Origin of the sequence: Acinetobacter sp. RUH 2624 (genome assembly GCF_000162375.2) — a bacterium.
Taxonomy (GTDB): Bacteria; Pseudomonadota; Gammaproteobacteria; order Pseudomonadales; family Moraxellaceae; genus Acinetobacter; species Acinetobacter nosocomialis.
In genome coordinates this window covers 2,769,432-2,789,507 of record NZ_KI391939.1, presented here as the reverse complement: position 1 = coordinate 2,789,507, position 20,076 = coordinate 2,769,432, and the positions used below count along the sequence as shown (strand labels likewise).

Here is a 20,076-nt window from a genome sequence, read left to right as displayed (position 1 = left end):
TTGGCGTCCCTACGGGGATTCGAACCCCGGTTACCGCCGTGAAAGGGCGATGTCCTAGGCCTCTAGACGATAGGGACGTTTCAGAGGTGGGCGTATATTAGGTCGATTTAATAAAAGTGTCAAATAGTTTTCTAAAGAAATATTAAAAAAAACATTCAAGCGCTTAAAAATAACTCAAATTGTAGAAAATATAGGCATTTATGGCTAATTTTTATTGAAAAGGTTCAATAATTGCTTTGATGACTGCATGGTGTTGTAAGTACCCTACAATTTCATGGGGTTGGTTCGCAAAAGTAAAAATTTCTTGATTGATAATTGGTGGAGTGAAATTAAAAGGTGCTTCACTTAATGGGAAAGCTGTTAAAAAATCATCTTTTGAGTAGAAATTATACCAATCGCCATTGAGGCATTTTGGTCGTTCAATCGGAATAGGGAGTTTACTTTGGATCACCCGAAAAGAAAGTGGCGAAGCTAAGGTAACAAAGCGTTGTACTGAAAAGTGATAAGCCGGGTCTGATAACAAGTGAAATGCGATCACGGAACCTAAAGAGTGAGCAACTACAATACAATCTTCATCATCATGCATTTGTTTTAAAATTCTTTGATGAACTTCGTACATAAAATCAGGATTAGATAAGTACATGTAAGTTTCAATCAAGAATTGTTGAATTAAGCTCTCATGTAATTTAGGAAAATTATTTAAAAGAACCACCATTTCTTTAAGAACGCGATCTTTTACTAACTGTGAAGTCAGATATAAACGTTCTGATAAGCTTTCTGCGGGTTGATCGGGGGAAAGAGGAAGATGTGGCACAAAAGGAGTATGTTCCTTAGGTGTGTTGGCTTGTGAGTGTAAATGGATAGGCAAATGAAAGTTAAAGGATTTTGGAAGTAAGGTGTTTAAATCTAATTGATTAGAGAGTTGATATTTCGTCATTAAATCGCCATAAAAAGGCATGTGTATATGTAAATCTCTTAAATTAACTCTACAGTGCAATTGTTTTAAGCCCAGTTTAAAGACTCTTAGCCAGTGCTCTTTTAAACGATGTGCTGTGTAATTTTGTTGATTCATCCCATGGATAAATATAATTTTCATTGTATACAAGGAATTGTTTTTAATATAAATTTTAATCTACAACGGTAGATTCTATAAAGCCAGTATCTAAACAAAAAAAAGTGTAGCTTTTTGCTACACTTTTTAATTACAAGCACTTAGGCCTTATGGCGATAAAAAATAAAATAACTGATATAGCAAAGAGCCGTAAAAATTAAGCAACCTACAAAACCCGCTCGCATTTGAGGGTCCGCTGCCATACTTAAACAGGTAATAAAGCAGAATAGAAAACCTAAAATTGGGACAATAGGAAATAATGGTGCAGCATATTTTAAATCTTTAACCGTATGTCCAGCTCGGTACCAGTGTCTACGGAAATTGAACTGACTTAAACAGATACTCATCCAGACAATAACCATGGTGAAAGCTGCAACCCCGAGTAAGTTTTTAAAGATGGTTTCAGGTGCAAACTGTTCCGATAACAAACCTGGGATTGCGCCAAACATGGTGACTACTAAAGCAACAATAGGTGTCCCACTTTTTGAAAGCTTGGCAAATACACTTGGAAGAAGCTTTTGTTCTGATAAAGACCACATCATGCGTGAAGCGGCATATAAACCTGAATTGGCGGCTGAGAGCAGTGCAGTAATAATTACAAAACGAATGATATCATCTGCATATGGAATACCAATGTAATTAAATACAGTAACGAAAGGACTGCTACTTACACTTTCACTGCTTAAGCCTGCAAGCTGGAAAGGGAGTAATGCACTGATCACAATAATGGTGCCGACAAAGAAAATAAGAAGGCGCCAGATTGCAGCATTAATCGCTTTAGGGACGTTTTGTGCAGGATCTTTAGTTTCACCAGCAGCCACACCAATTAGTTCTGTCCCAGAGAATGCAAAATTCACAATCAGCATGGTAGTAAAGATAGGAAGGAAACCGTGTGGAAACCAGCCTTGGGCTGTTAAATTACTAAACAGAGGAGCAGTTTGAGCGCCATGAAAAGGAATTAAACCAAAAATGGCTAATAACCCAAGCACAATAAAGGCAATAACGGTAACAACCTTAACAAGCGCTAACCAGAACTCAGATTCAGCAAATACTCGAGTTGAACTAATATTTAGTCCAAAAATGGTCACTGCAAAAATAAGTGTCCAGATCCACATTGAAATTTGCGGAAACCATTCCTGCATGAGTAAGGCAGCGGCGGTAAACTCGGTTCCTAGCGTTGCTGTCCATGTTAGCCAATACATCCATGAAATCATGTAACCTGTACTTGGACTAATGTATTTTTGGGCATATGCACCAAAAGAACCAGAAACAGGCATGTGCACAGCCAGCTCGCCTAAACAGAGCATAACCATGTAAGCAATTGCACCCCCAAGAATGTAGGCAATAATTGCGCCAATAGGTCCAGTTTGTGAAATGACTTCCCCTGAACCCAAAAATAAACCAGTACCGATTGCACCGCCTAGCGATAACATCACAAGGTGGCGAGTACTCATGGCTCTTTTTAAAGGTGCAGTACTGTTCTGATGCTGAGCATCTAGTTGATTGTCAGATGGCTGCATATTACACATTGAGAGAATTTAAGAAAGACGCTATTTTAGATAAAATAGACAAATGTGCAATCAAGAAGGTGTCAAAGAATAGACAGGAAGGTGACGATAGAGTTTTTAAAAGGAATTTTTAAAATAGAAAATGGCGTCCCTACGGGGATTCGAACCCCGGTTACCGCCGTGAAAGGGCGATGTCCTAGGCCTCTAGACGATAGGGACTTGATGAGGCAAACACAAAGGATCTTGGTGGAGCCAAGCGGGATCGAACCGCTGACCTCTACAATGCCATTGTAGCGCTCTACCAACTGAGCTATGGCCCCAGTTTGTGTGAGCGCAATATTAGGGTGAATGCGCTCACACGTCAACAAAAAAATGAATTAAGCTTCGCTAGTTGCTTCATTTTTCGGCAGTTTTAAGCTTTCATTGAGCTTTTCCCAGTTTTTTACCTCTTTTTTACTCGGGGCACCAACAATTTCTAATGCATGTCGTAAGCGAGCAAAGGTTAAATCTGGACCAAGCGTAACCATTGATTGCATCACTGGTGTTGAACTGGTTGAGCCAGCAATTGCGATAAAGAAAGCAGGCATAAAATCACGTAATTTAATACCCATTTGATTTGCCAAGTCCATTAATGTTTGGCTAACCGTGTCATTATTCCAAGTAAACTGACTTTCAAGACGCCAAATAGCAAATTGTAAGCTTTGGCGAACTTGTTCTTGAGTCAATTTTTTACTTTCAAACATTTCGGCTGTAATTTGTGGCATATGGTTAAAGTAGAAACCAGCCCAATTTACTGCCTCAGAAAGTAAATTAATACGCGGTTGAATTGCAGCAGCAATATCTTCTAATGTATTGCGGTCACTCTTCCAAGTAAGTAAACGGTCTAGTAGCTGGCCTGGTGTTAAACCTTTAATCCATTGACCATTTAACCAATTGAGTTTTTCAACATCGAAAATTGGGCCGCCTAAAGATACACGTTGAATATCAAAGTGATCCATCATGTCTTGCAGGGTAAATACTTCACGCTCATCTGGCATTGACCAGCCCATACGGCCTAAATAGTTGAGTAAGGCTTCTGGTAGGACGCCGATATCGCGGTAGTAGTTAATTGATGTTGGATTTTTACGTTTAGATAACTTCGATTTATCTGGATTACGTAGCAATGGCATATGGCAAAGTGTTGGCATTTCCCAACCAAAGTATTGGTAAAGCAATTGATGCTTCGGTGCAGATGGAAGCCATTCTTCACCACGTAATACATGAGTGATTTCCATTAAATGGTCATCAACGACATTCGCTAAATGGTAAGTTGGTAAACCATCAGTCTTAAGAAGGACTTGCATGTCGACTTGTGCCCAAGGAATTTCTACTTCCCCACGGAGTAAGTCGTTAAATTTACATACACCTTCTTCTGGAACTTTCATACGGATGACATGAGGTTCGCCTGCTTCTAGGCGGCGAGTTACTTCTTCTTGAGAAAGCTTTAAACCACGGCCATCATATTTTGGTGTTTCACCGCGAGCCTGCTGTTCGGCACGCATTTGATCAAGTTCTTCTGCTGTCGCGAAACAGTAAAAAGCATGGCCTTTTTCAACAAGTTCTAACGCGTATTGCTTATAAATTCCCATACGCTCTGATTGGCGATAAGGCGCGTGTGGGCCACCCACATCTGGACCTTCAGACCAATTTAAACCTAACCAGCGTAAAGAATCTAAAATCATTTTTTCAGATTCTGGTGTAGAGCGAAGTTGGTCGGTATCTTCAATTCTTAAAATAAATTCCCCGCCATGTTGTTTCGCAAAACACATATTGAATAAAGCAATGTAGGCAGTACCAACATGTGGGAAACCAGTAGGAGAAGGTGCAATACGAGTACGAACTTTCATAGATAATGGGTCAAAATAAAAATTGAAACTATTATAACGAAAAAGCCCAGTATTCTGACGTTTTTATTTAACGGCAGACTGGGCTTAAGTTGAAACGATGAGGGGTCGTTTCAAATATTAAGAAGTATGTGGCTGGAAGATGGCCTGAACAAAACGTGAGAAACGCTCATGCTGTGCTGCAAGAAAGTTTTGAGTAGGTGTTACACGAATAGTGTTAAGTACTTTTAACTCATCATCTGTAGATGGTAGAGCTATAGTATTGCGTTTTTGCTGGTCGAGTGCTTTTTCAATAAGCGAAGACTGGCGGTCAGAAACGCTTTTGGTTGGTGTGTCTTTGAGTGCTGCGGCAACTGATAATTGTGAGGCAAAACTGAGCACCAAACCCAAACTCAAAGCTTTTCCATACTTAATTTTCATTTTTACTCATCCCCTCAGTACGTACATTTCGTCTATTTTTTGAGTTTAACCAAATGTAAAATTACGGTAACGCTACGATTCAAACATAAATTTTAATAAAAAAGTAGAACCATGTCACACTTTTTACAAAAAATACCTTTATTTTACGTTGGTATCTTTCAAATGTAGCCTATCTGTATCCATTACGTCTCATTATTTAACAAATTAATGTGTAGATAAAGTGAAGACTATAAATAAACTATAAGAATAATTACAAAACTTTTCGAAATTATGAATAAAAAGTAAGCGTGAATGATATCGTTTAAAGTGATTAATAAACCTTGAATTGTTATAAGTATTTGATAGAAAAATTAAAATATAAAAATGTAATATAGTTTAAAAGTAAAATTGGTATTTATAAATGAAAAGAATAGTAAAAATTGCGCTCGCTACATATATGGGGTTAGCAGTAAGTGCAGTACAGGCTGCGACTACATTTTTAAATGTTTCTTATGATCCAACGCGTGAATTTTATCAAGAATATAATCAGGCATTTGGAAAATTCTGGAAACAACGCACCGGACAGGATGTCGATTTTAAACAATCCCATGGGGGCTCCGGAAAACAGGCGCGAGCTGTAGCAACTGGTCTTCAAGCCGATGTAGTAACCTTGGCTTTAGCAAATGATATTGATGAGATTGTTAAAGCTGGATATATCCAGCCAAACTGGCAAAAAGAGTTTCCTAATAACTCTGCGCCTTATACCTCTACAGTGGTTTTTCTGGTTAGAAAAGGTAATCCAAAGAATATCCGTGATTGGAATGACTTAACTAAACCAGGTGTTGAAATTATTACACCTAATCCGAAAACGGGTGGAGCACCGCGCTGGATTTATCTTTCTGCGTGGGGATATGCTTTAAAACAGCCGGGTGGCAATGACGCCAAAGCAAAAGAGCTAGTTAAAAAACTTTATCACAATGTTAAGGTGCTAGATTCGGGAGCCCGTGGTTCGCTTACTACATTTGCTGAGCGTGGAATTGGAGATGTTCTACTTTCTTGGGAAAATGAAGCATTATTGGCAACGAAAGGTCTCGATAAAGATAAATATGAAATTGTGTACCCATCAATTTCAATTTTGGCAGAGCCTTCTGTTGCGATTGTAGATAAAACAGTCGATAAGGACGGTAACCGTACTTTAGCAAAAGGCTATCTCAACTTTTTATATTCACCATTAGGGCAAGAGTTAGCTGCGAAACATTATTTTCGTCCACGTAATCCTCAAGTCGCTGCTAAATATGCAGCACAATTTCCAAAAATTAAATTATTTACGATTAATGACGTTTTTGGTGGCTGGGCAAAAGCTCAGCAAACTCACTTTGCCAATGGGGCCATCTTTGATCAGATTTATGATGGGAAACAGTAAATAAAATATGGGCAGCTCCCTAGTTTAAAAATTAATTAAACTTTTCATATTGAAGCAAGTGAACCTGAAAAGGTGAGCTTGCTTTTTATTTTGCTTAAAAAATGCAAAGAAAACGGTTTTCTCTATGAAAAATTAATATTTTCCTACAAAAAGCCGTTTGGTGTTCATCGTAAACAAGGTGATAATGTGCAGTTACATTTTTACGCTATGATTTAACTCCTATGTCGCATATTTCTGTCTTACTTTTTGAGACCGTTGAAAGCTTATTGGCAGATCGCACAACTGGGGTGTATATCGATGCAACCTTTGGACGAGGTGGGCATACACGCTTATTATTGTCGAAACTCGATGAAAACGCTCGAGTATATGCCTTTGATAAAGATCCTCAGGCTCTGGAAGTTGCAGGTGCTTTAGCACAAGAAGACCCGAGATTTACCATTATTCATGCAAGTTTTGCTGATATAAAAGAAAAAATGCAGGAAATTGGGGTGCAAAGTGTCGATGGAATTATGGCAGACTTAGGCGTATCTTCCCCTCAATTAGATCAGGCAGAACGCGGCTTTAGTTTTATGCAAGATGGCCCTTTAGATATGCGTATGGATAACTCTAAAGGTTTGACTGCTGCTGAATGGTTACTTGAAATTGAAGAGGAACAGTTGGCGAATATCATTTATCAATATGGTGAAGAACGATATAGTCGACGTATTGCTAAAGCAATTAAACAAGCTGGAAAATTAGATACGACAGCACAACTGGCCGAACTTGTAAAAACAGCTCATCCAAAATGGGAAAAACATAAGCATCCGGCGACACGTACTTTTCAGGCTATTCGTATTGCTATTAACAAAGAACTAGATGATATTGAAGTGTTTTTACCGCAAGCTGTAGACTTGCTTAAACCAAAGGGACGTTTGTCTGTGATCAGCTTCCATTCGCTTGAAGACAGGTTGATTAAACAGTTTATTCAAAAAGAATCAACGCTTGCAGAAGATTCTGGTTGGGGGATGCCTCAACAGCAGGTTGATACGAGAAGATTAAAGAAAATTTCACGGGTTCGTGCGAGTGAAGAAGAAGTAAAAGCGAATCCACGTTCACGTAGTGCATGGCTTCGGGTTGCTGAACGCTTGGAACAAAAAGGCGCGTAATGAAAAGCAGTGATGAAATCGAAACCACAGAAAATAAAGTGGTCAAAAAAGTTGTGATATATACAGTCATGGTGGCGTTGGTTTTCATCAGTGCCATGATGGTGGTATTGCAAGTGTTTGAATACCGTCATGATTATAGAGAGTTAAGCTCTTATATGCGTGAACGTGATGACCTCAATGCTGAATGGGGGCGTTTATTGATTGAGCAACAAACATTTGGTGCGACTGCTCAAATTGGTACGCGTGCTGTGACACAATTACGAATGTTTTCGCCACCGGCTGCAGAAACGGTGGTAATTTCTTTACCGATGACCTCAGAGCAAAATAAGTAAGGCCTTGCTGTATGGTAGATAAGCGAACAAAGCAAACACGAAAAAAACAGCAGTCTATTTCGGAAAAACCAAGTCTTGCCTTTGATATGTGGCGGTTTTATCTGCTCTGGGCAGTGGTGCTCCTGTGTTTTGTGGTATTAATTGCACGTGCATTTTATGTTCAGATCATTAATAAGGACTTTTTACAAAATAAGGCGAATGCCAATATTTTGCGTACTGAACGTGTAGAAGCTATGCGTGGCGTAATTAGTGATCGCCACGGTGTGCCTTTAGCGATCAGTAGCCCAATCATGAAAATTGTGATGGACCCACGTGATTATTTTGAAACTAAACATTTATATGATCAAATTTCGGCTGAACTAAAACAAGATCCAAAAAATCGTAAATTAAAACGCCAATTACCAGATAAAAATTTAAACTTAGATGAGCTTGCCGATGTGGTCGGTGTTGATCGTGCTGATCTTAAGAAACAGATGAATGCGCGTCCACGTTCTCGTTATTTAGTTTTGAAAAAAGAAGTACCACCGCAACAAGCTGACCTCATTATGAAAGGTAACTTCCAAGGGGTTTATGCAGAAAAAACTTACAAACGCTATTATCCGCAGCCACAACCAAATGCCCAAATTATTGGTTTGACTAATAGTGAGGGTCAAGGTGTTGAAGGCCTGGAAATGCAGTTGAATAAGCAGCTTTCTGGAGTAGATGGCGAACAAAAAATTATTCGTGATAAGCGTGGTAATCGTTTAAAAGTTTCTGAGGTGATTCGTGAGGGCGAGCCGGGTGAGAATATCACTTTAAGTATCGACTCTCGTTTACAGTACATTATGTATCGCGAATTGACCGCAGCGGGTGTTGCGAATAATGCACGTTCAGCAACGGCTATTGCGGTTGATGTTAAAACGGGTGAGATTTTGGCAATGACCAGTTGGCCATCTTATAACCCGAATGATAAGAATGGCTTGTCTAATAAAGATGCTATGCGTAACCGTGGTGCGATCGATATGTTCGAACCGGGTTCAACCATGAAGCCATTTACCATTTCTGCTGCTTTAGAAACTGGTCAATACACACCAAATACGATTGTAAATACTTCTCCTGGTTCAATGCGTTTAGGTTGGCATACCATTCGTGATACCCATAACTATGGGGCTTTGACCGTAACAGGTGTGATTATTAAGTCTTCAAACGTGGGTTCTGCAAAAATTGCATTATCGCTTCCAAAAGAGACATTACCGACCTTCTTTAATCGTGTTGGTTTTGGTAAGCGTTCTGCTGTGAAGTTCCCAGGGGAAAGTTCTGGTTTAGTACTTCCTGTAAATAAATTAAACTCTTCTCAAATTGGTACCATGGCTTATGGTTATGGTCTAAACGCAACTATTCTTCAGCTGGCACAAGGCTATGCCATGCTTGCAAATCATGGCGTCAAAATGCCATTAAGCTTGCATAAATTAGATCAGGCACCTAAAGGGGAGCAAGTTCTTAACCCAAAAATTGCTGATCAAGTCTTGTTAATGCTTGAGCAAGTGACTATGCCGGGCGGTACAGCAACACAAGCCAATATTCCAGGCTATCGAGTAGGCGGTAAAACAGGTACTGCTCATAAATTGCGTGCTGATGGTAAAGGCTATTCAAATAGTGAATATCGTGCTTTATTTGCCGGCGTTGCACCAATTAGTGATCCGCGTTTAGCTGTTATTGTGGTTGTGGAAAATCCACAAGGTCGTTACTACGGTGGTTTGGTTGCTGCCCCAGTTTTCGCTCGTATTATGCAAGAGTCACTACGTTTAATGAACGTGCCGCTTGATAAGCCACTTAACACTCCACAAAATCCTATTCGCAGGTAAGCTATGACTGTTTCTTTTCAAGAAATTAATCCAATTGAGATTGATGCACAATGGCCTCAACAGCCATTTCATGGCTTTAATTTAGATAGTCGTAAAGTAGAAGCTGGCCAAATTTTTATTGCCTTGACCAGTTATAGCCAACCTGAAAAAACACGCACATTTGCTGAAGCAGCTTTAACAAATGGGGCACTTGCTGTAATTAGTGAAACCGAATTAGGTGTCGCGAATGAGTGGGTATGTTCTGATGTGCGTCAGCGTATGGGTGAGTGGCAAAAACGTTATTTACAACAAACTGATACGGTTAAACCATTACGGATTATTGCTGTAACAGGTACGAATGGTAAAACGACTATTTCTCGCCTAATTGCTGAGTTAATTAGTTCGCAACAGCAGCGCTGTGCGGTGATGGGAACGACTGGTAATGGTATTTTGCCGGACTTAACGCCTTCTACACATACTACTCTTGATGCTTTGCAGTTACAAAATGAATTACATGCTTATGCTAAGCACGGCGCAACTTTTGCTTCTTTAGAAGCGAGTTCGCATGGTCTTGAGCAGGGCCGATTAAATGGTTGTGATATTGAAATTGCTGTTTATAGTAACTTAAGTCGTGATCACCTCGATTATCATGGCACGCTAGAAGCTTATGCAGAAGCAAAGGCTCGTTTATTCAAGTTTAATTCGTTAAAAGTTGCTGTGATTAATCTAGATGATGCACATGCAGATTTAATGATTAAATCGGCGAAGAATAATCCAGCGCAACCTAAAATTTTGACTTATTCGCTTACTCAAAATACGGCCGATTATTATATTACCGATTTAAGCTATAGCTTGGCGGGTGCAACCTTTAATTTAGTGGGGCAGCAAGGTTCATTTGCTGTAGAAAGTCCATTATTAGGTCATTTTAATGTTGAAAACTTGATTGCGGCGCTGATCGCTGCTGAGCAAGCTGGTTTCGATTTACAAGCATTAGTTAATTTTGTTCCTAAACTGATTGGCGCACCAGGCCGAATGCAGGTCATTCGTGATGATGAGCGACTTTTTGTGGTGGATTATGCGCATACACCCGATGCATTGATTCAAGTGCTTAAAACATTAAAACGTCACGTTTCGAATCAGCTTTGGGCTGTATTTGGATGTGGTGGTGACCGTGACCGTGGTAAGCGCCCACTCATGACTCAAGCAGCTTTAGATGGTGCAAATCCGGTTATTTTGACTTCAGATAACCCAAGAACAGAAGACCCCGAACAAATCTTTGCTGATATGAAGCAAGGAATAGATTTTTCAGGGCATCGTATGCATGAAATTCATGACCGTCGTGAAGCAATTAAATTTGTTACGCAGCAGGCTCAAGCTGGTGACATTGTGGTGATTGCCGGAAAAGGTCATGAAAATTATCAAGAAATTAATGGTGTGCGTCACTGGTTTGATGATGTGGTTGAAGTGCGTTCTGCGATTGATGCACAACATCATACGGTAGATGCTGCTTACCCTGCACAATAGGAAAAATTATGCATACTTCAACCACCAGTACCGTGCCTTTGGAACCGTGGACAGCTCAACAATTACAACAGGCAACACAGGGTTACTGGCATAAAGACCAGATCCCTCAAACTGAAATTAAACGTATTTTGACTGACTCGCGTCATGCAGAAAGTGGGGATGCCTTTTTAGCATTAAAAGGTGAACGTTTCGATGCGCATGATTTTGTCGCGCAAGTCGCTGCAAATGGTTGCCAAGTCGCTATTGTTGAGCAACCTATAGATGCCAACATTGCTCAGCTTGTAGTTGCTGATACTCGCTTGGCTTTAGGGCAACTTGGTGCGTATCGCCGTGAACAAAATGCTCAATTGAAAGTTATTGCTTTAACGGGAAGTAGCGGTAAAACCACCACTAAAGAAATGCTAGGAAGCATCTTATCTCGTTTAGCCCCTACATTGATTACCCGAGGCAATTTGAATAATGACCTTGGTGTGCCGATGATGCTTCTTGAGCTTCGCAAGGAACATCAATATGCAGTGATGGAACTTGGGGCAAATCATCAAGGTGAAATTGATTACACATCAAAACTTGTTCAACCGCATGTCGCTGGCATTTTAAATATTGGGACTGCTCACTTAGGTGAGTTCGGTGGTCGCGATGGTATTTGCCGTGCTAAATCAGAAATTTATCGTCATATTCTACCTCAGGGCGTTGCTATTGTTCCGCAACAAGATGACTTTACTACCGAGATTCGTGAAGCAGCAAAAAGTCATCACATTATGAGTTTTGGTACTGGTGGTGATGTCTTTGCTACAGAGATTGAATTGTTGCCACAATCTGCCAATTTCCAGTTACATACACCTCAAGGTTCAAGTTTTGTAAGGCTGCCATTTGCAGGTGAGCATAATGTGCAAAATGCAACTGCTGCAGTAGCATTTGCTTTGGCATTAGGTGTTAGCCTAGACGATATTGTAAAAGGATTAGAGCAAGCACAAGGTGCGAAAGGCCGTTTGAACTTTATTCAAAAAGCGCCTCATTTATTTATTGATGATACTTATAACGCTAATCCAACATCTATGCGAGCTGCGGCACAAGTATTACTTCAACAAAATGGCATTAAAGTCATGGTGATGGGGGATATTGGGGAACTTGGCGATAGTAGTTGGCAAGAACATCATGATTTAGGTCGCGATCTCGCTCAGCTTCCTTTAGATCATATTATTGCAGTTGGGCAGTTTGCCTCAGCAGCTCTCGAAGGTGCGGGCCTTCATTCTACTAAATTGAAAGCATTTCAGACTCAAGCTGAGGCGCTTCCATTTTTAATCAATCTAATCCAAACACATCAACCCCAGTCCATGAGTTTCCTGTTTAAAGGTTCTCGCTTTACTCATATGGAAACGTTGATGGCTGATTTGATGGAGAAACTTTAAATGCTGTTATGGTTGTTTGAACAACTTGCGGGCTATCACAGTTCGTTTCAGGTTGTTCGTTATTTAACATTACGTTCTTTACTCAGTGTATTAACGTCACTGACCATTGGTTTGGTTCTCGGACCAATCATGATTCGTAAATTACAAGCGTTAAAATACGGTCAGGCAGTAAGTTCATTTGCTCCTGAAAATCATGCCAAAAAAATGGGTACACCGACCATGGGAGGGATTTTAATTCTACTCTCAATTGGTATTAGTACTTTATTGTGGGCTGATTTATCTAACCCTTATGTTTGGATTGTACTTGGTGTAATGGTTGTGTTCGGTGCGGTTGGCTGGGCAGATGACTGGATTAAGATTCGCTATAAAGATAATGCGGGCTTACCTGCACGTAAGAAATTCTTCTGGACTTCTATTGCCTCACTTGGTGCTGGTATTGCGTTATATTTAATTGCAACTGAACAATCTAATTCAGAATACACAGCAAATATGCTGGATTTATTGATTCCTTTCTTCAAGAATCTTTCAATTCCACTTTCTATTGTTCCGTTAGGTTTGGCATTTATTGTATTCACCTATTTAGTAATTAATGGTGCTTCTAATGCGGTTAACTTAACTGACGGTTTAGATGGTTTAGCTATTATGCCGGTGGTTATGGTGGCTTCAGGTTTAGGTGTATTTGCTTATTTATCTGGTGACATCCGTTTCGCTAACTATTTACATATTCCATATGTGAAATATACCTCTGAGCTTGTGGTGATCTGTTCTGCGATGATTGGTGCAGGCTTGGCATTCCTTTGGTATAACGCACATCCAGCACAAGTCTTTATGGGTGATGTGGGTGCTTTAGCTCTAGGCGCAATGCTTGGAACAATTGCCGTGATGGTACGCCAAGAGATCGTATTTGCGATTATGGGCGGTGTTTTTGTGATGGAGGCTGTATCAGTATTCCTGCAAATCGGGTCGTTGCGAATGCGAAATAAGCGCGTATTCTTGATGGCACCTTTACACCATCACTATGAAAAACAAGGCTGGAAAGAAACTCAAGTTGTAATTCGATTCTGGATTATTACGATTATGCTAGTTGTTTTAGGCCTAATGACCTTAAAATTGCGCTAGAACTTATTTTGGTGTCAATATAAAGCCAGTTTCTACTGGCTTTTTTTATTGGAGAGGTAAATGACAAAGGTTATTGGGCTAGACCAATTATCTGTAATTAACCAAAAAGTGGTTAGTGATGGGGAAGTATTACCTCAAGTTGTACTTAAAGATGGTAGTCAGGTACAAACGGGAACTGTCGCGACAATGCTGCATAATATTGAACTCTATAATGCGGGACAAAGAGGGCAAATTGAAGAAGAGTTGAAGATCGCAATTCCAACTTTAATTAAAGTGGGATTGTTTGATTTGTTTGAAGTAGATGAATGGGTTTCTGGAACAAATGCAGGCCGCACATTTGTTGGAATGCACGCTAAGGCTTATTTGCAACAAAAAGAACAAGAGAATAATTAAACGTGACTACGCAAAATTTAATGTGCCCCGTATGTCGTCAGCGACTTGAGCTGGTAAACAAAACATGGCGGTGTGAACAGGGTCATAGCTATGACATTGCAAAGCAAGGTTATGTGAACTTACATGTCGTACAGCATAAACACAGTAAAAATCCCGGGGATACTCCTGAGTCTGTAGATGCACGCCGTGCCTTTTTACAGGGTGGCTATTATCAGCCTTTACAGCAAGCAGTAGTTCATTTGCTAAAGCATCTTAAAGCTAAAGCTGTACTTGATATTGGCTGTGGTGAGGGATATTACACTAGTGCGATGCAACAGGTTGTTGAGCAATGTATAGGTGTAGATATTGCAAAAAATGCGGTACAACGTGCTGCAAAGTTAAATGCCAACGTGACTTGGGTTGTCGGTACAGGAGCAACTTTACCTGTAATTGATCAAAGTATAGATGTGTGTACGAGTCTTTTTAGCCCGATTCCACAAGCAGAAATTTTACGTATTTTAAAAGATGATGGGTATTTAATTGTTGTGACTCCTGCAACCGATCATCTGTATGCGATGCGTGAAGCGCTATTTGAGCAGGTTAATCCGCACACGCCGCAAAAGTTTGTTGAACAACTGCAAGATTTATTTGAGTTGAAAGAACAGCAAGTTATAGATGCTCCTTTATTACTTGACCAAGAAGCTTTAAAGAATCTGATCGCTATGACGCCTTATGCGTATAAGGCGTCTCCTGAGCGCCGGATGCAATTAGAACAGCAATCACACCTGAAAGTGACTGCATCTTTTCAAATCTATCTTTTTCAAAAGCGTAATAAAAAAGCCATCTAACGATGGCTTTTTTTATTTTTACTCAATTTGGTTAATCAAGTTTTCTAACTCATCTTTGTCACGCTTCGGCGCTGTTCCTTGTGAAGGCTTCATTGCTGGAGGTGCTGCCTTAGATGGAATTACAATTTCCTCACCAGGTAGGTCATCAAAGTCATTATTGGTGTTAGCTTTCGGTTGCGGTGGTGCAGGACGATAGAGTGGACGTGCTAATGGTGGTGCAGCACGATATGTTTTCTTATCGCCTATTTCTGTAACGACAGCTTGTTTGTCACGAGAAATAGGTGCTTGAGCATCTTTTTCTAAACGAACCCAAGAAGCTGGAGTACCTTTTAGAGATTGATCCATAAAGTTAATCCAGATTGGTAATGCGGCAATACCACCATACTCACGACGGCCAAGTGTTGTTGGTTGGTCAAAGCCGACCCATGTAATTGCGACTAACTTGCCGTTGAAACCTGCAAACCATGCATCTTTTGCGTCGTTCGTTGTACCTGTTTTACCACCCAAGTCACTACGGCCAATTTTAAGTGCAGCACGACCTGTACCATGCTCAATTACATCACGTAAGATATTTGCCATATCATAAGCAGAGCTTGATTTTAAAATACGCTGAGCTTTACGATATTGACTATTATTCTTATCAGTTTGTTTTAGGTTGAGCTGTTTGGCCGCCTTTTCTTTCTGTTCCAACTCTTTATTGGTCACTTCAACAACTTGATCATCTGGTGTAGTTGCCTGTGCATCTTCAGTTGTTTCAGGTGAATTAATACATGGAATACATGCATATTCTGGCTTAGCTTCGTAAATCACTTTACCGTATGCATCTTCAATACGTTGAATGAAATGTGGTTGGACACGGTAGCCACCGTTTGCAAACGTTGCATAACCTGTTGCCATTTGAATTGGCAATACTTGAGGTGTACCTAAAGCAATCGTGTAGTTACGTGGAATCTGATCTTCTTGTAAACCAAAATCCATGAATAACTGACGAGTACGTTCAATCCCTACAGTTTGTAAAAGTCTTACAGAGACGGTATTACGAGACAAATACAAAGCTCGGCGTAATGGGATCATACCTAGGTAACGGCCATCAGAGTTCTTTGGTGTCCACTTGCCAATGGTAATCGGGCTATCGTTGACCATGCTATAAGGTGTCATGCCACGTTCTAATGCTAAAGCATAAAGGAATGGTTTGATGGTCGAACCCGGCTGACGCCAGCCTTGTAAAGCACGGTTAAATTTTGATTGATAGAAATTATAACCACCAACAATTGCTTCAATGGAGCCATCATTTGGATTAATTGCGATAAGCTGACCTTGAACTTTAGGTACTTGAACTAACGACCATGCAGTTTTAGCTTCATTTGGACGTAAACGAACAATATCCTTAACCTTAACAATCTGAGATGCACGTGAAGGTGCTCCACCTACGCTATTTGCATTGCGATAGGGGCGGGCCCAAGACATGCCAGACCATTGCACAGTGACTGTTGAGCCATCTTGCATTAACGCTTCAAAAGAGTTGTTATTTACTTTAGTCACTTCTGCAGGGTAGGTATTGGCATAAGCTCTAAATTGGCTTAATGGTTTGTCATGTGCTTCTGCTCCACGCCAGCCATGACGACGGTCATAAGCCTCTAAACCATCTTGTACAGATTTTTCTGCAATAGCCTGACGTTGGGCGTTAATGGTCGTGTAAACCTTATAGCCTGAGTCAATTGCTTGTTCACCAAAGTGTTTTACAAGCTCTGAGCGGACCATTTCACCTGCATATGGGTGAATATTATTTAGGTCGCGGTTGGGCATATTCAAGTTGATCGGCTCTGCAACTGCCTTTTGATACTCTGCTTGAGAAATATAACCGAGCTGCAACATACGGCCTAAAATCCAGTTGCGGCGTTCAAGTGCCCGTTCTGGGTTAACCACTGGGTTGTATTTAGACGGTGCTTTCGGTAAGCCAGAAATCATAGCCATTTGAGCAATGCTGAGCTCATTAATACTCTTGTTATAGTAAATTTTTGCAGCAGCTGCGATACCGTAAGCATTTTTACCCAAGAAAATCTTATTCACATAAAGACTTAATATGTCTTCTTTAGATAAGTTTTGTTCAATTTTTCGGGCCAAAAAGATTTCAGTTAGTTTGCGTTTTAAAGTTCTTTCTGGGCTTAAATAATAGTTTTTTGCAACCTGCATTGTGATGGTAGAACCACCTGTTTGCACATCAGACCCAGTCACACTTTCACTTAAAGCACGGCCTAAACCTTTAAAGCTAATGCCGCTGTGTTCGAAGAAAGAAGAATCTTCTGCTGCTAGGAATGCATGAATAAACGTAGGAGGAATTTGTTTGTATTCAACAGGAATAGAAAGTTTACCACCGTACTCAGCAATAAGTTGATTGTCGGCTGTATAGACTTGCAAGGGCTTTAAAAGCGGTGCTTTTTTTAGTGAACTCATTTCCGGGAGGGTTGGGGCAATATAGAGATACATGCCATAAAATCCCATCGGAAGTGAGACTAAGATAATAATAATGATCAAAAAAATTGGACGCACGAAGCCCAAACTGGATAGCTTTTTCATGATAAGTAAGCTTTAATAAGATCGAATACAAACTAATTGTGGTCAGTATAGCCTTTAGACATGCGGATTGTTAGATGAGATATTGTATCCGTGTAAAAATAAAGACCGAGATTATTGGTTTGTAATTTTTTTTGGGGATAAAAAAATAATAGGACAATAGTGTGCTCAGGTTATATCGTAAACCTAATAAGGGGTTAATGGGTGTCGATATTAGTTCGACTTCTGTTAAGTTGTTAGAGCTCTCTGTCAAGAACGGTAAATATTGGGTAGAAAGCTATGCTTTGATGCCTTTACCTGAAAACAGTGTAGTTGAAAAAAATATCTTAAATCCAGAAGCAGTAGCAGAAGCTTTGGAACGGGCGATGAATTTAGCAAATCCCCAAACCACTAATGCTGCAATTGCTGTTCCAACATCGACGGTTATTCATAAAACTATCGAAATGGATGCAGATATGAGCGATGACGAACGTGAAGTTCAGATTCGTGTAGATGCGGAGCAGTACATACCGTTCCCGCTGGATGAGGTGAGCCTTGATTTTGAGGTTTTGCCTGATCGCTTGCTGAATCCAAATCGAGTAAATGTTCTTTTGGTCGCAACAAGAACGGAAAACGTTGAAACACGTGTTGAAGTTCTTGAATTGGCAGATTTGAATCCTAAACTGGCAGATGTCGAGAGTTATGCAGTCGAACGTGCTTTTAGTGTGTTTGCTGATAGCTTGCCGATGGGCGCAAATACGATAGGAATTTTAGATATCGGCCATACCATGACAACACTATCGGTCATGCAAAATGGCAAGATTATTTATACTCGTGAGCAGGTTTTTGGTGGTAAGCAACTTACGCTCGAAATTCAAAGTCGTTATGGTCTCTCTCTAGAAGAAGCAAGCCGAGCTAAAAAAGACCGCACTTTGCCAGATGATTATGAAATTGAGGTACTAGATCCATTTCTAGATGCTGTGGTTCAGCAGGCGGCCCGCTCATTACAATTTTTCTTTTCTTCATCTCAGTTTAACGAAATAGACCATATTTTGCTTGCAGGTGGCAATGCGAATATTCCAGGTCTTGCCAAGCTTTTGCAGCAAAAATTAGGCTACCGTGTCACTATTGCCAACCCATTTTTACAAATGGGTTTTTCTCCTCAAGTCGACGTTCAAAAAATTGAAAATGATGCTTCATCTTTAATGGTGGCATGCGGCTTGGCTTTAAGGAGTTTTGATTAATGGCAACAATTAACTTATTACCTTGGCGTGAAGAGCTGAGGGAGCAACGAAAAAAACAATTTATAACTTTATGCTTTGGGGTGGTTGTTTTGGGGATTACAACCGTATTTGGTGGATGGTTCTATTTTGATCATAAATTAGATGATCAAGAACAAGCAAACCAACTTATTAAAAGTACAAATCAAAACCTTGATCAGCAATTAAAAGCATTAAACGGTTTACAAGAGCAGCGTGATGCCATTATTGAGCGTATGAAGTTGATTCAAAATTTGCAGAGTCAACGGCCAGTAGTGGTGCGATTAGTTGATGAGCTCGTTCGAGTCACGCCACCAGCAATGTATCTAACAAAATTCAGTCGAGTGGGGGATAAATTTACGATCGAGGGTAAAGCTGAGAGTCCAAATACGGTAGCTGAATTGCTTCGTAACCTTGAATCGTCTCCTTGGTACCGTAATGCTTTTATGAATTCTTTCTTGGCTAATGAAGATAAAAAAGATAAGACTGCGAGTTCTCTTCTTCCTAGGGTGGAAGATAACTATGGCAGTTTTGTTGTGACTGTCGATTTGGGGGAAATGGGCGTGACCACAACGAATAACGATGCTGATAAGCCAGCCGTAGCGAAAGACACGGGGGCAGCCAAATGAGTCAAGATGAACTGCAAGAATTATCATTAGAGCAATCAGCTTCAAAGAAAAAGAAATTTAATCTCGATAAATTCCTTCAGCAATTTAATACGCTTGATATGAACAACTATGGTAGTTGGCCAATATCTGTAAAAATTACTTGCTGGATTTTTATTTTCTTTGCTGTATTGGCTTTGGGTTATTTTGTTGCTATTCAGCCAAAGCTACAAGCAATTGATAATGCCCAAGCTCAGGAAGGTAATTTATTAAATGAATTTCGAGAAAAAGACTCCAAATTACGTAACCTTCAGCAGTATCAAGTGCAGCTTCAAGAGATGCAGGCAAATTTCAACCAGCAATTAGAACAATTGCCGAAAGAAACAGAGATTCCAAGTTTAGTTGAGGATATTAACTTAACTGGTGTGAACTCTGGATTGAAATTTAAAAATATTCGTTTAGAGGATGAAGTAAAGCAGGAAATTTTTATTGAACAACCAATTGCCATCGAAGCAACAGGCGACTATCACGCTTTCGGTGCTTTCGTAAGTAGTATCTCTGCTTTGCCACGTATTGTGACGATGCATGACTTTGTTGTAGAGGCTGCTCAAGCTAAAGATAGTAAGTCAGATATTCCTGTGCTTAATTATTCTATTAAAGCCAAAACCTATCGATATATAGGAGCAACAGAGGCATCGGCACAACCAGCTAAGGCTGCAGCGGCGACTGCACCAACTAGCCCTAATGCTCAGCCGAAATAGGA

Annotated in this window: 17 protein-coding genes and 3 tRNA genes; 12 read left to right on the top strand and 8 right to left on the bottom strand. The window is 40.1% G+C overall.

Annotated features, from left to right (window positions below):
• Window position 1: 1 nt before the first annotated feature.
• The 7 genes from HMPREF0014_RS19740 to HMPREF0014_RS19710 all read right to left on the bottom strand — a co-directional run bounded on the left by HMPREF0014_RS19740 (window position 2) and on the right by HMPREF0014_RS19710 (window position 4,922).
• Window positions 2-77: transfer RNA gene (locus HMPREF0014_RS19740), tRNA-Glu, on the bottom strand.
• A 134-nt stretch (window positions 78-211) separates the two neighbouring features.
• Complete coding sequence (locus HMPREF0014_RS19735; protein WP_004711635.1) at window positions 212-1,096, bottom strand: hypothetical protein; 885 nt, start codon at window positions 1,094-1,096, stop codon at window positions 212-214.
• A 116-nt stretch (window positions 1,097-1,212) separates the two neighbouring features.
• The gene (locus tag HMPREF0014_RS19730; protein WP_004711637.1) at window positions 1,213-2,631 is read right to left on the bottom strand and encodes an amino acid permease; all 1,419 of its coding nucleotides are present in this window, start codon (window positions 2,629-2,631) and stop codon (window positions 1,213-1,215) included.
• Window positions 2,632-2,762: 131 nt separating this feature from the next.
• Window positions 2,763-2,838 (bottom strand) — tRNA-Glu (locus tag HMPREF0014_RS19725).
• Between the two features lie 25 nt (window positions 2,839-2,863).
• Window positions 2,864-2,939 (bottom strand) — tRNA-Ala (locus HMPREF0014_RS19720).
• 57 nt (window positions 2,940-2,996) lie between these two features.
• Window positions 2,997-4,505: a glutamate--tRNA ligase gene (gene gltX, locus HMPREF0014_RS19715; protein ID WP_002051704.1), complete on the bottom strand. Its 1,509-nt coding sequence runs from the start codon at window positions 4,503-4,505 to the stop codon at window positions 2,997-2,999.
• Window positions 4,506-4,622: 117 nt separating this feature from the next.
• On the bottom strand, window positions 4,623-4,922 hold the full coding sequence (locus HMPREF0014_RS19710; protein ID WP_002051642.1) for a hypothetical protein: 300 nt from the start codon (window positions 4,920-4,922) through the stop codon (window positions 4,623-4,625).
• A gap of 400 nt (window positions 4,923-5,322) precedes the next feature.
• Here HMPREF0014_RS19710 and HMPREF0014_RS19705 point away from each other — a divergent pair, with 400 nt between their 5' ends.
• From HMPREF0014_RS19705 to HMPREF0014_RS19665, 9 genes are all read left to right on the top strand, one after another.
• Window positions 5,323-6,324, top strand: a complete 1,002-nt coding sequence (locus tag HMPREF0014_RS19705) for a sulfate ABC transporter substrate-binding protein (RefSeq protein WP_004711643.1) — start codon at window positions 5,323-5,325, stop codon at window positions 6,322-6,324.
• Between the two features lie 221 nt (window positions 6,325-6,545).
• On the top strand, window positions 6,546-7,469 hold the full coding sequence (gene rsmH / locus HMPREF0014_RS19700; RefSeq protein ID WP_004711646.1) for a 16S rRNA (cytosine(1402)-N(4))-methyltransferase RsmH: 924 nt from the start codon (window positions 6,546-6,548) through the stop codon (window positions 7,467-7,469).
• On the top strand, window positions 7,469-7,801 hold the full coding sequence (locus HMPREF0014_RS19695) for a cell division protein FtsL (protein ID WP_002051754.1): 333 nt from the start codon (window positions 7,469-7,471) through the stop codon (window positions 7,799-7,801). The genes rsmH and HMPREF0014_RS19695 overlap by 1 nt, the downstream gene beginning before the upstream one ends.
• Before the next feature lie 11 nt (window positions 7,802-7,812).
• A complete protein-coding gene (gene ftsI, locus HMPREF0014_RS19690) occupies window positions 7,813-9,645 on the top strand; it encodes a penicillin-binding protein PBP3 (RefSeq protein ID WP_002051677.1) in 1,833 nt (610 codons plus the stop codon).
• Window positions 9,646-9,648: 3 nt separating this feature from the next.
• Window positions 9,649-11,148 (top strand): UDP-N-acetylmuramoyl-L-alanyl-D-glutamate--2,6-diaminopimelate ligase, encoded by a 1,500-nt coding sequence (locus HMPREF0014_RS19685; RefSeq protein ID WP_006581055.1) that lies wholly within the window; start codon window positions 9,649-9,651, stop codon window positions 11,146-11,148.
• Between the two features lie 8 nt (window positions 11,149-11,156).
• On the top strand, window positions 11,157-12,557 hold the full coding sequence (murF, locus tag HMPREF0014_RS19680; protein WP_006581056.1) for a UDP-N-acetylmuramoyl-tripeptide--D-alanyl-D-alanine ligase: 1,401 nt from the start codon (window positions 11,157-11,159) through the stop codon (window positions 12,555-12,557).
• Complete coding sequence (mraY, locus tag HMPREF0014_RS19675) at window positions 12,558-13,676, top strand: phospho-N-acetylmuramoyl-pentapeptide-transferase (RefSeq protein WP_002051726.1); 1,119 nt, start codon at window positions 12,558-12,560, stop codon at window positions 13,674-13,676. It begins immediately after the preceding gene.
• A gap of 60 nt (window positions 13,677-13,736) precedes the next feature.
• Window positions 13,737-14,069 carry a hypothetical protein gene (locus HMPREF0014_RS19670; protein ID WP_006581057.1) on the top strand — a complete coding sequence of 111 codons (333 nt, stop codon included), beginning with the start codon at window positions 13,737-13,739 and terminating at the stop codon, window positions 14,067-14,069.
• 2 nt (window positions 14,070-14,071) lie between these two features.
• Window positions 14,072-14,896, top strand: a complete 825-nt coding sequence (locus HMPREF0014_RS19665; RefSeq protein WP_006581058.1) for a putative RNA methyltransferase — start codon at window positions 14,072-14,074, stop codon at window positions 14,894-14,896.
• An 18-nt stretch (window positions 14,897-14,914) separates the two neighbouring features.
• On the opposite strand, the gene ponA is transcribed toward HMPREF0014_RS19665, so the two are convergent.
• Window positions 14,915-17,473 carry a penicillin-binding protein PBP1a gene (gene ponA / locus HMPREF0014_RS19660; protein ID WP_006581059.1) on the bottom strand — a complete coding sequence of 853 codons (2,559 nt, stop codon included), beginning with the start codon at window positions 17,471-17,473 and terminating at the stop codon, window positions 14,915-14,917.
• Window positions 17,474-17,634: 161 nt separating this feature from the next.
• Between ponA and HMPREF0014_RS19655 the strand changes: the two genes are divergently transcribed.
• From HMPREF0014_RS19655 to HMPREF0014_RS19645, 3 genes are read left to right on the top strand one after another with little or no spacing between them, the layout of a single operon-like run.
• Window positions 17,635-18,693: a pilus assembly protein PilM gene (locus tag HMPREF0014_RS19655; protein ID WP_004711654.1), complete on the top strand. Its 1,059-nt coding sequence runs from the start codon at window positions 17,635-17,637 to the stop codon at window positions 18,691-18,693.
• On the top strand, window positions 18,693-19,337 hold the full coding sequence (locus HMPREF0014_RS19650) for a PilN domain-containing protein (protein WP_006581060.1): 645 nt from the start codon (window positions 18,693-18,695) through the stop codon (window positions 19,335-19,337). The genes HMPREF0014_RS19655 and HMPREF0014_RS19650 overlap by 1 nt, the downstream gene beginning before the upstream one ends.
• Window positions 19,334-20,074 carry a type 4a pilus biogenesis protein PilO gene (locus HMPREF0014_RS19645; protein ID WP_006581061.1) on the top strand — a complete coding sequence of 247 codons (741 nt, stop codon included), beginning with the start codon at window positions 19,334-19,336 and terminating at the stop codon, window positions 20,072-20,074. The genes HMPREF0014_RS19650 and HMPREF0014_RS19645 overlap by 4 nt, the downstream gene beginning before the upstream one ends.
• Window positions 20,075-20,076 lie beyond the last annotated feature (2 nt).

What these genes read in the sequence shown, in the direction of transcription:
- HMPREF0014_RS19735 (WP_004711635.1), bottom strand. Translation starts at nt 1,096, where the DNA reads ATGAAAATTATATTTATCCATGGGATGAATCAACAAAATTACACAGCA.
- HMPREF0014_RS19730 (WP_004711637.1), bottom strand. Translation starts at nt 2,631, where the DNA reads ATGCAGCCATCTGACAATCAACTAGATGCTCAGCATCAGAACAGTACT.
- gltX (WP_002051704.1), bottom strand. Translation starts at nt 4,505, where the DNA reads ATGAAAGTTCGTACTCGTATTGCACCTTCTCCTACTGGTTTCCCACAT.
- HMPREF0014_RS19710 (WP_002051642.1), bottom strand. Translation starts at nt 4,922, where the DNA reads ATGAAAATTAAGTATGGAAAAGCTTTGAGTTTGGGTTTGGTGCTCAGT.
- HMPREF0014_RS19705 (WP_004711643.1), top strand. Translation starts at nt 5,323, where the DNA reads ATGAAAAGAATAGTAAAAATTGCGCTCGCTACATATATGGGGTTAGCA.
- rsmH (WP_004711646.1), top strand. Translation starts at nt 6,546, where the DNA reads ATGTCGCATATTTCTGTCTTACTTTTTGAGACCGTTGAAAGCTTATTG.
- HMPREF0014_RS19695 (WP_002051754.1), top strand. Translation starts at nt 7,469, where the DNA reads ATGAAAAGCAGTGATGAAATCGAAACCACAGAAAATAAAGTGGTCAAA.
- ftsI (WP_002051677.1), top strand. Translation starts at nt 7,813, where the DNA reads ATGGTAGATAAGCGAACAAAGCAAACACGAAAAAAACAGCAGTCTATT.
- HMPREF0014_RS19685 (WP_006581055.1), top strand. Translation starts at nt 9,649, where the DNA reads ATGACTGTTTCTTTTCAAGAAATTAATCCAATTGAGATTGATGCACAA.
- murF (WP_006581056.1), top strand. Translation starts at nt 11,157, where the DNA reads ATGCATACTTCAACCACCAGTACCGTGCCTTTGGAACCGTGGACAGCT.
- mraY (WP_002051726.1), top strand. Translation starts at nt 12,558, where the DNA reads ATGCTGTTATGGTTGTTTGAACAACTTGCGGGCTATCACAGTTCGTTT.
- HMPREF0014_RS19670 (WP_006581057.1), top strand. Translation starts at nt 13,737, where the DNA reads ATGACAAAGGTTATTGGGCTAGACCAATTATCTGTAATTAACCAAAAA.
- ponA (WP_006581059.1), bottom strand. Translation starts at nt 17,473, where the DNA reads ATGAAAAAGCTATCCAGTTTGGGCTTCGTGCGTCCAATTTTTTTGATC.
- HMPREF0014_RS19650 (WP_006581060.1), top strand. Translation starts at nt 18,693, where the DNA reads ATGGCAACAATTAACTTATTACCTTGGCGTGAAGAGCTGAGGGAGCAA.
- HMPREF0014_RS19645 (WP_006581061.1), top strand. Translation starts at nt 19,334, where the DNA reads ATGAGTCAAGATGAACTGCAAGAATTATCATTAGAGCAATCAGCTTCA.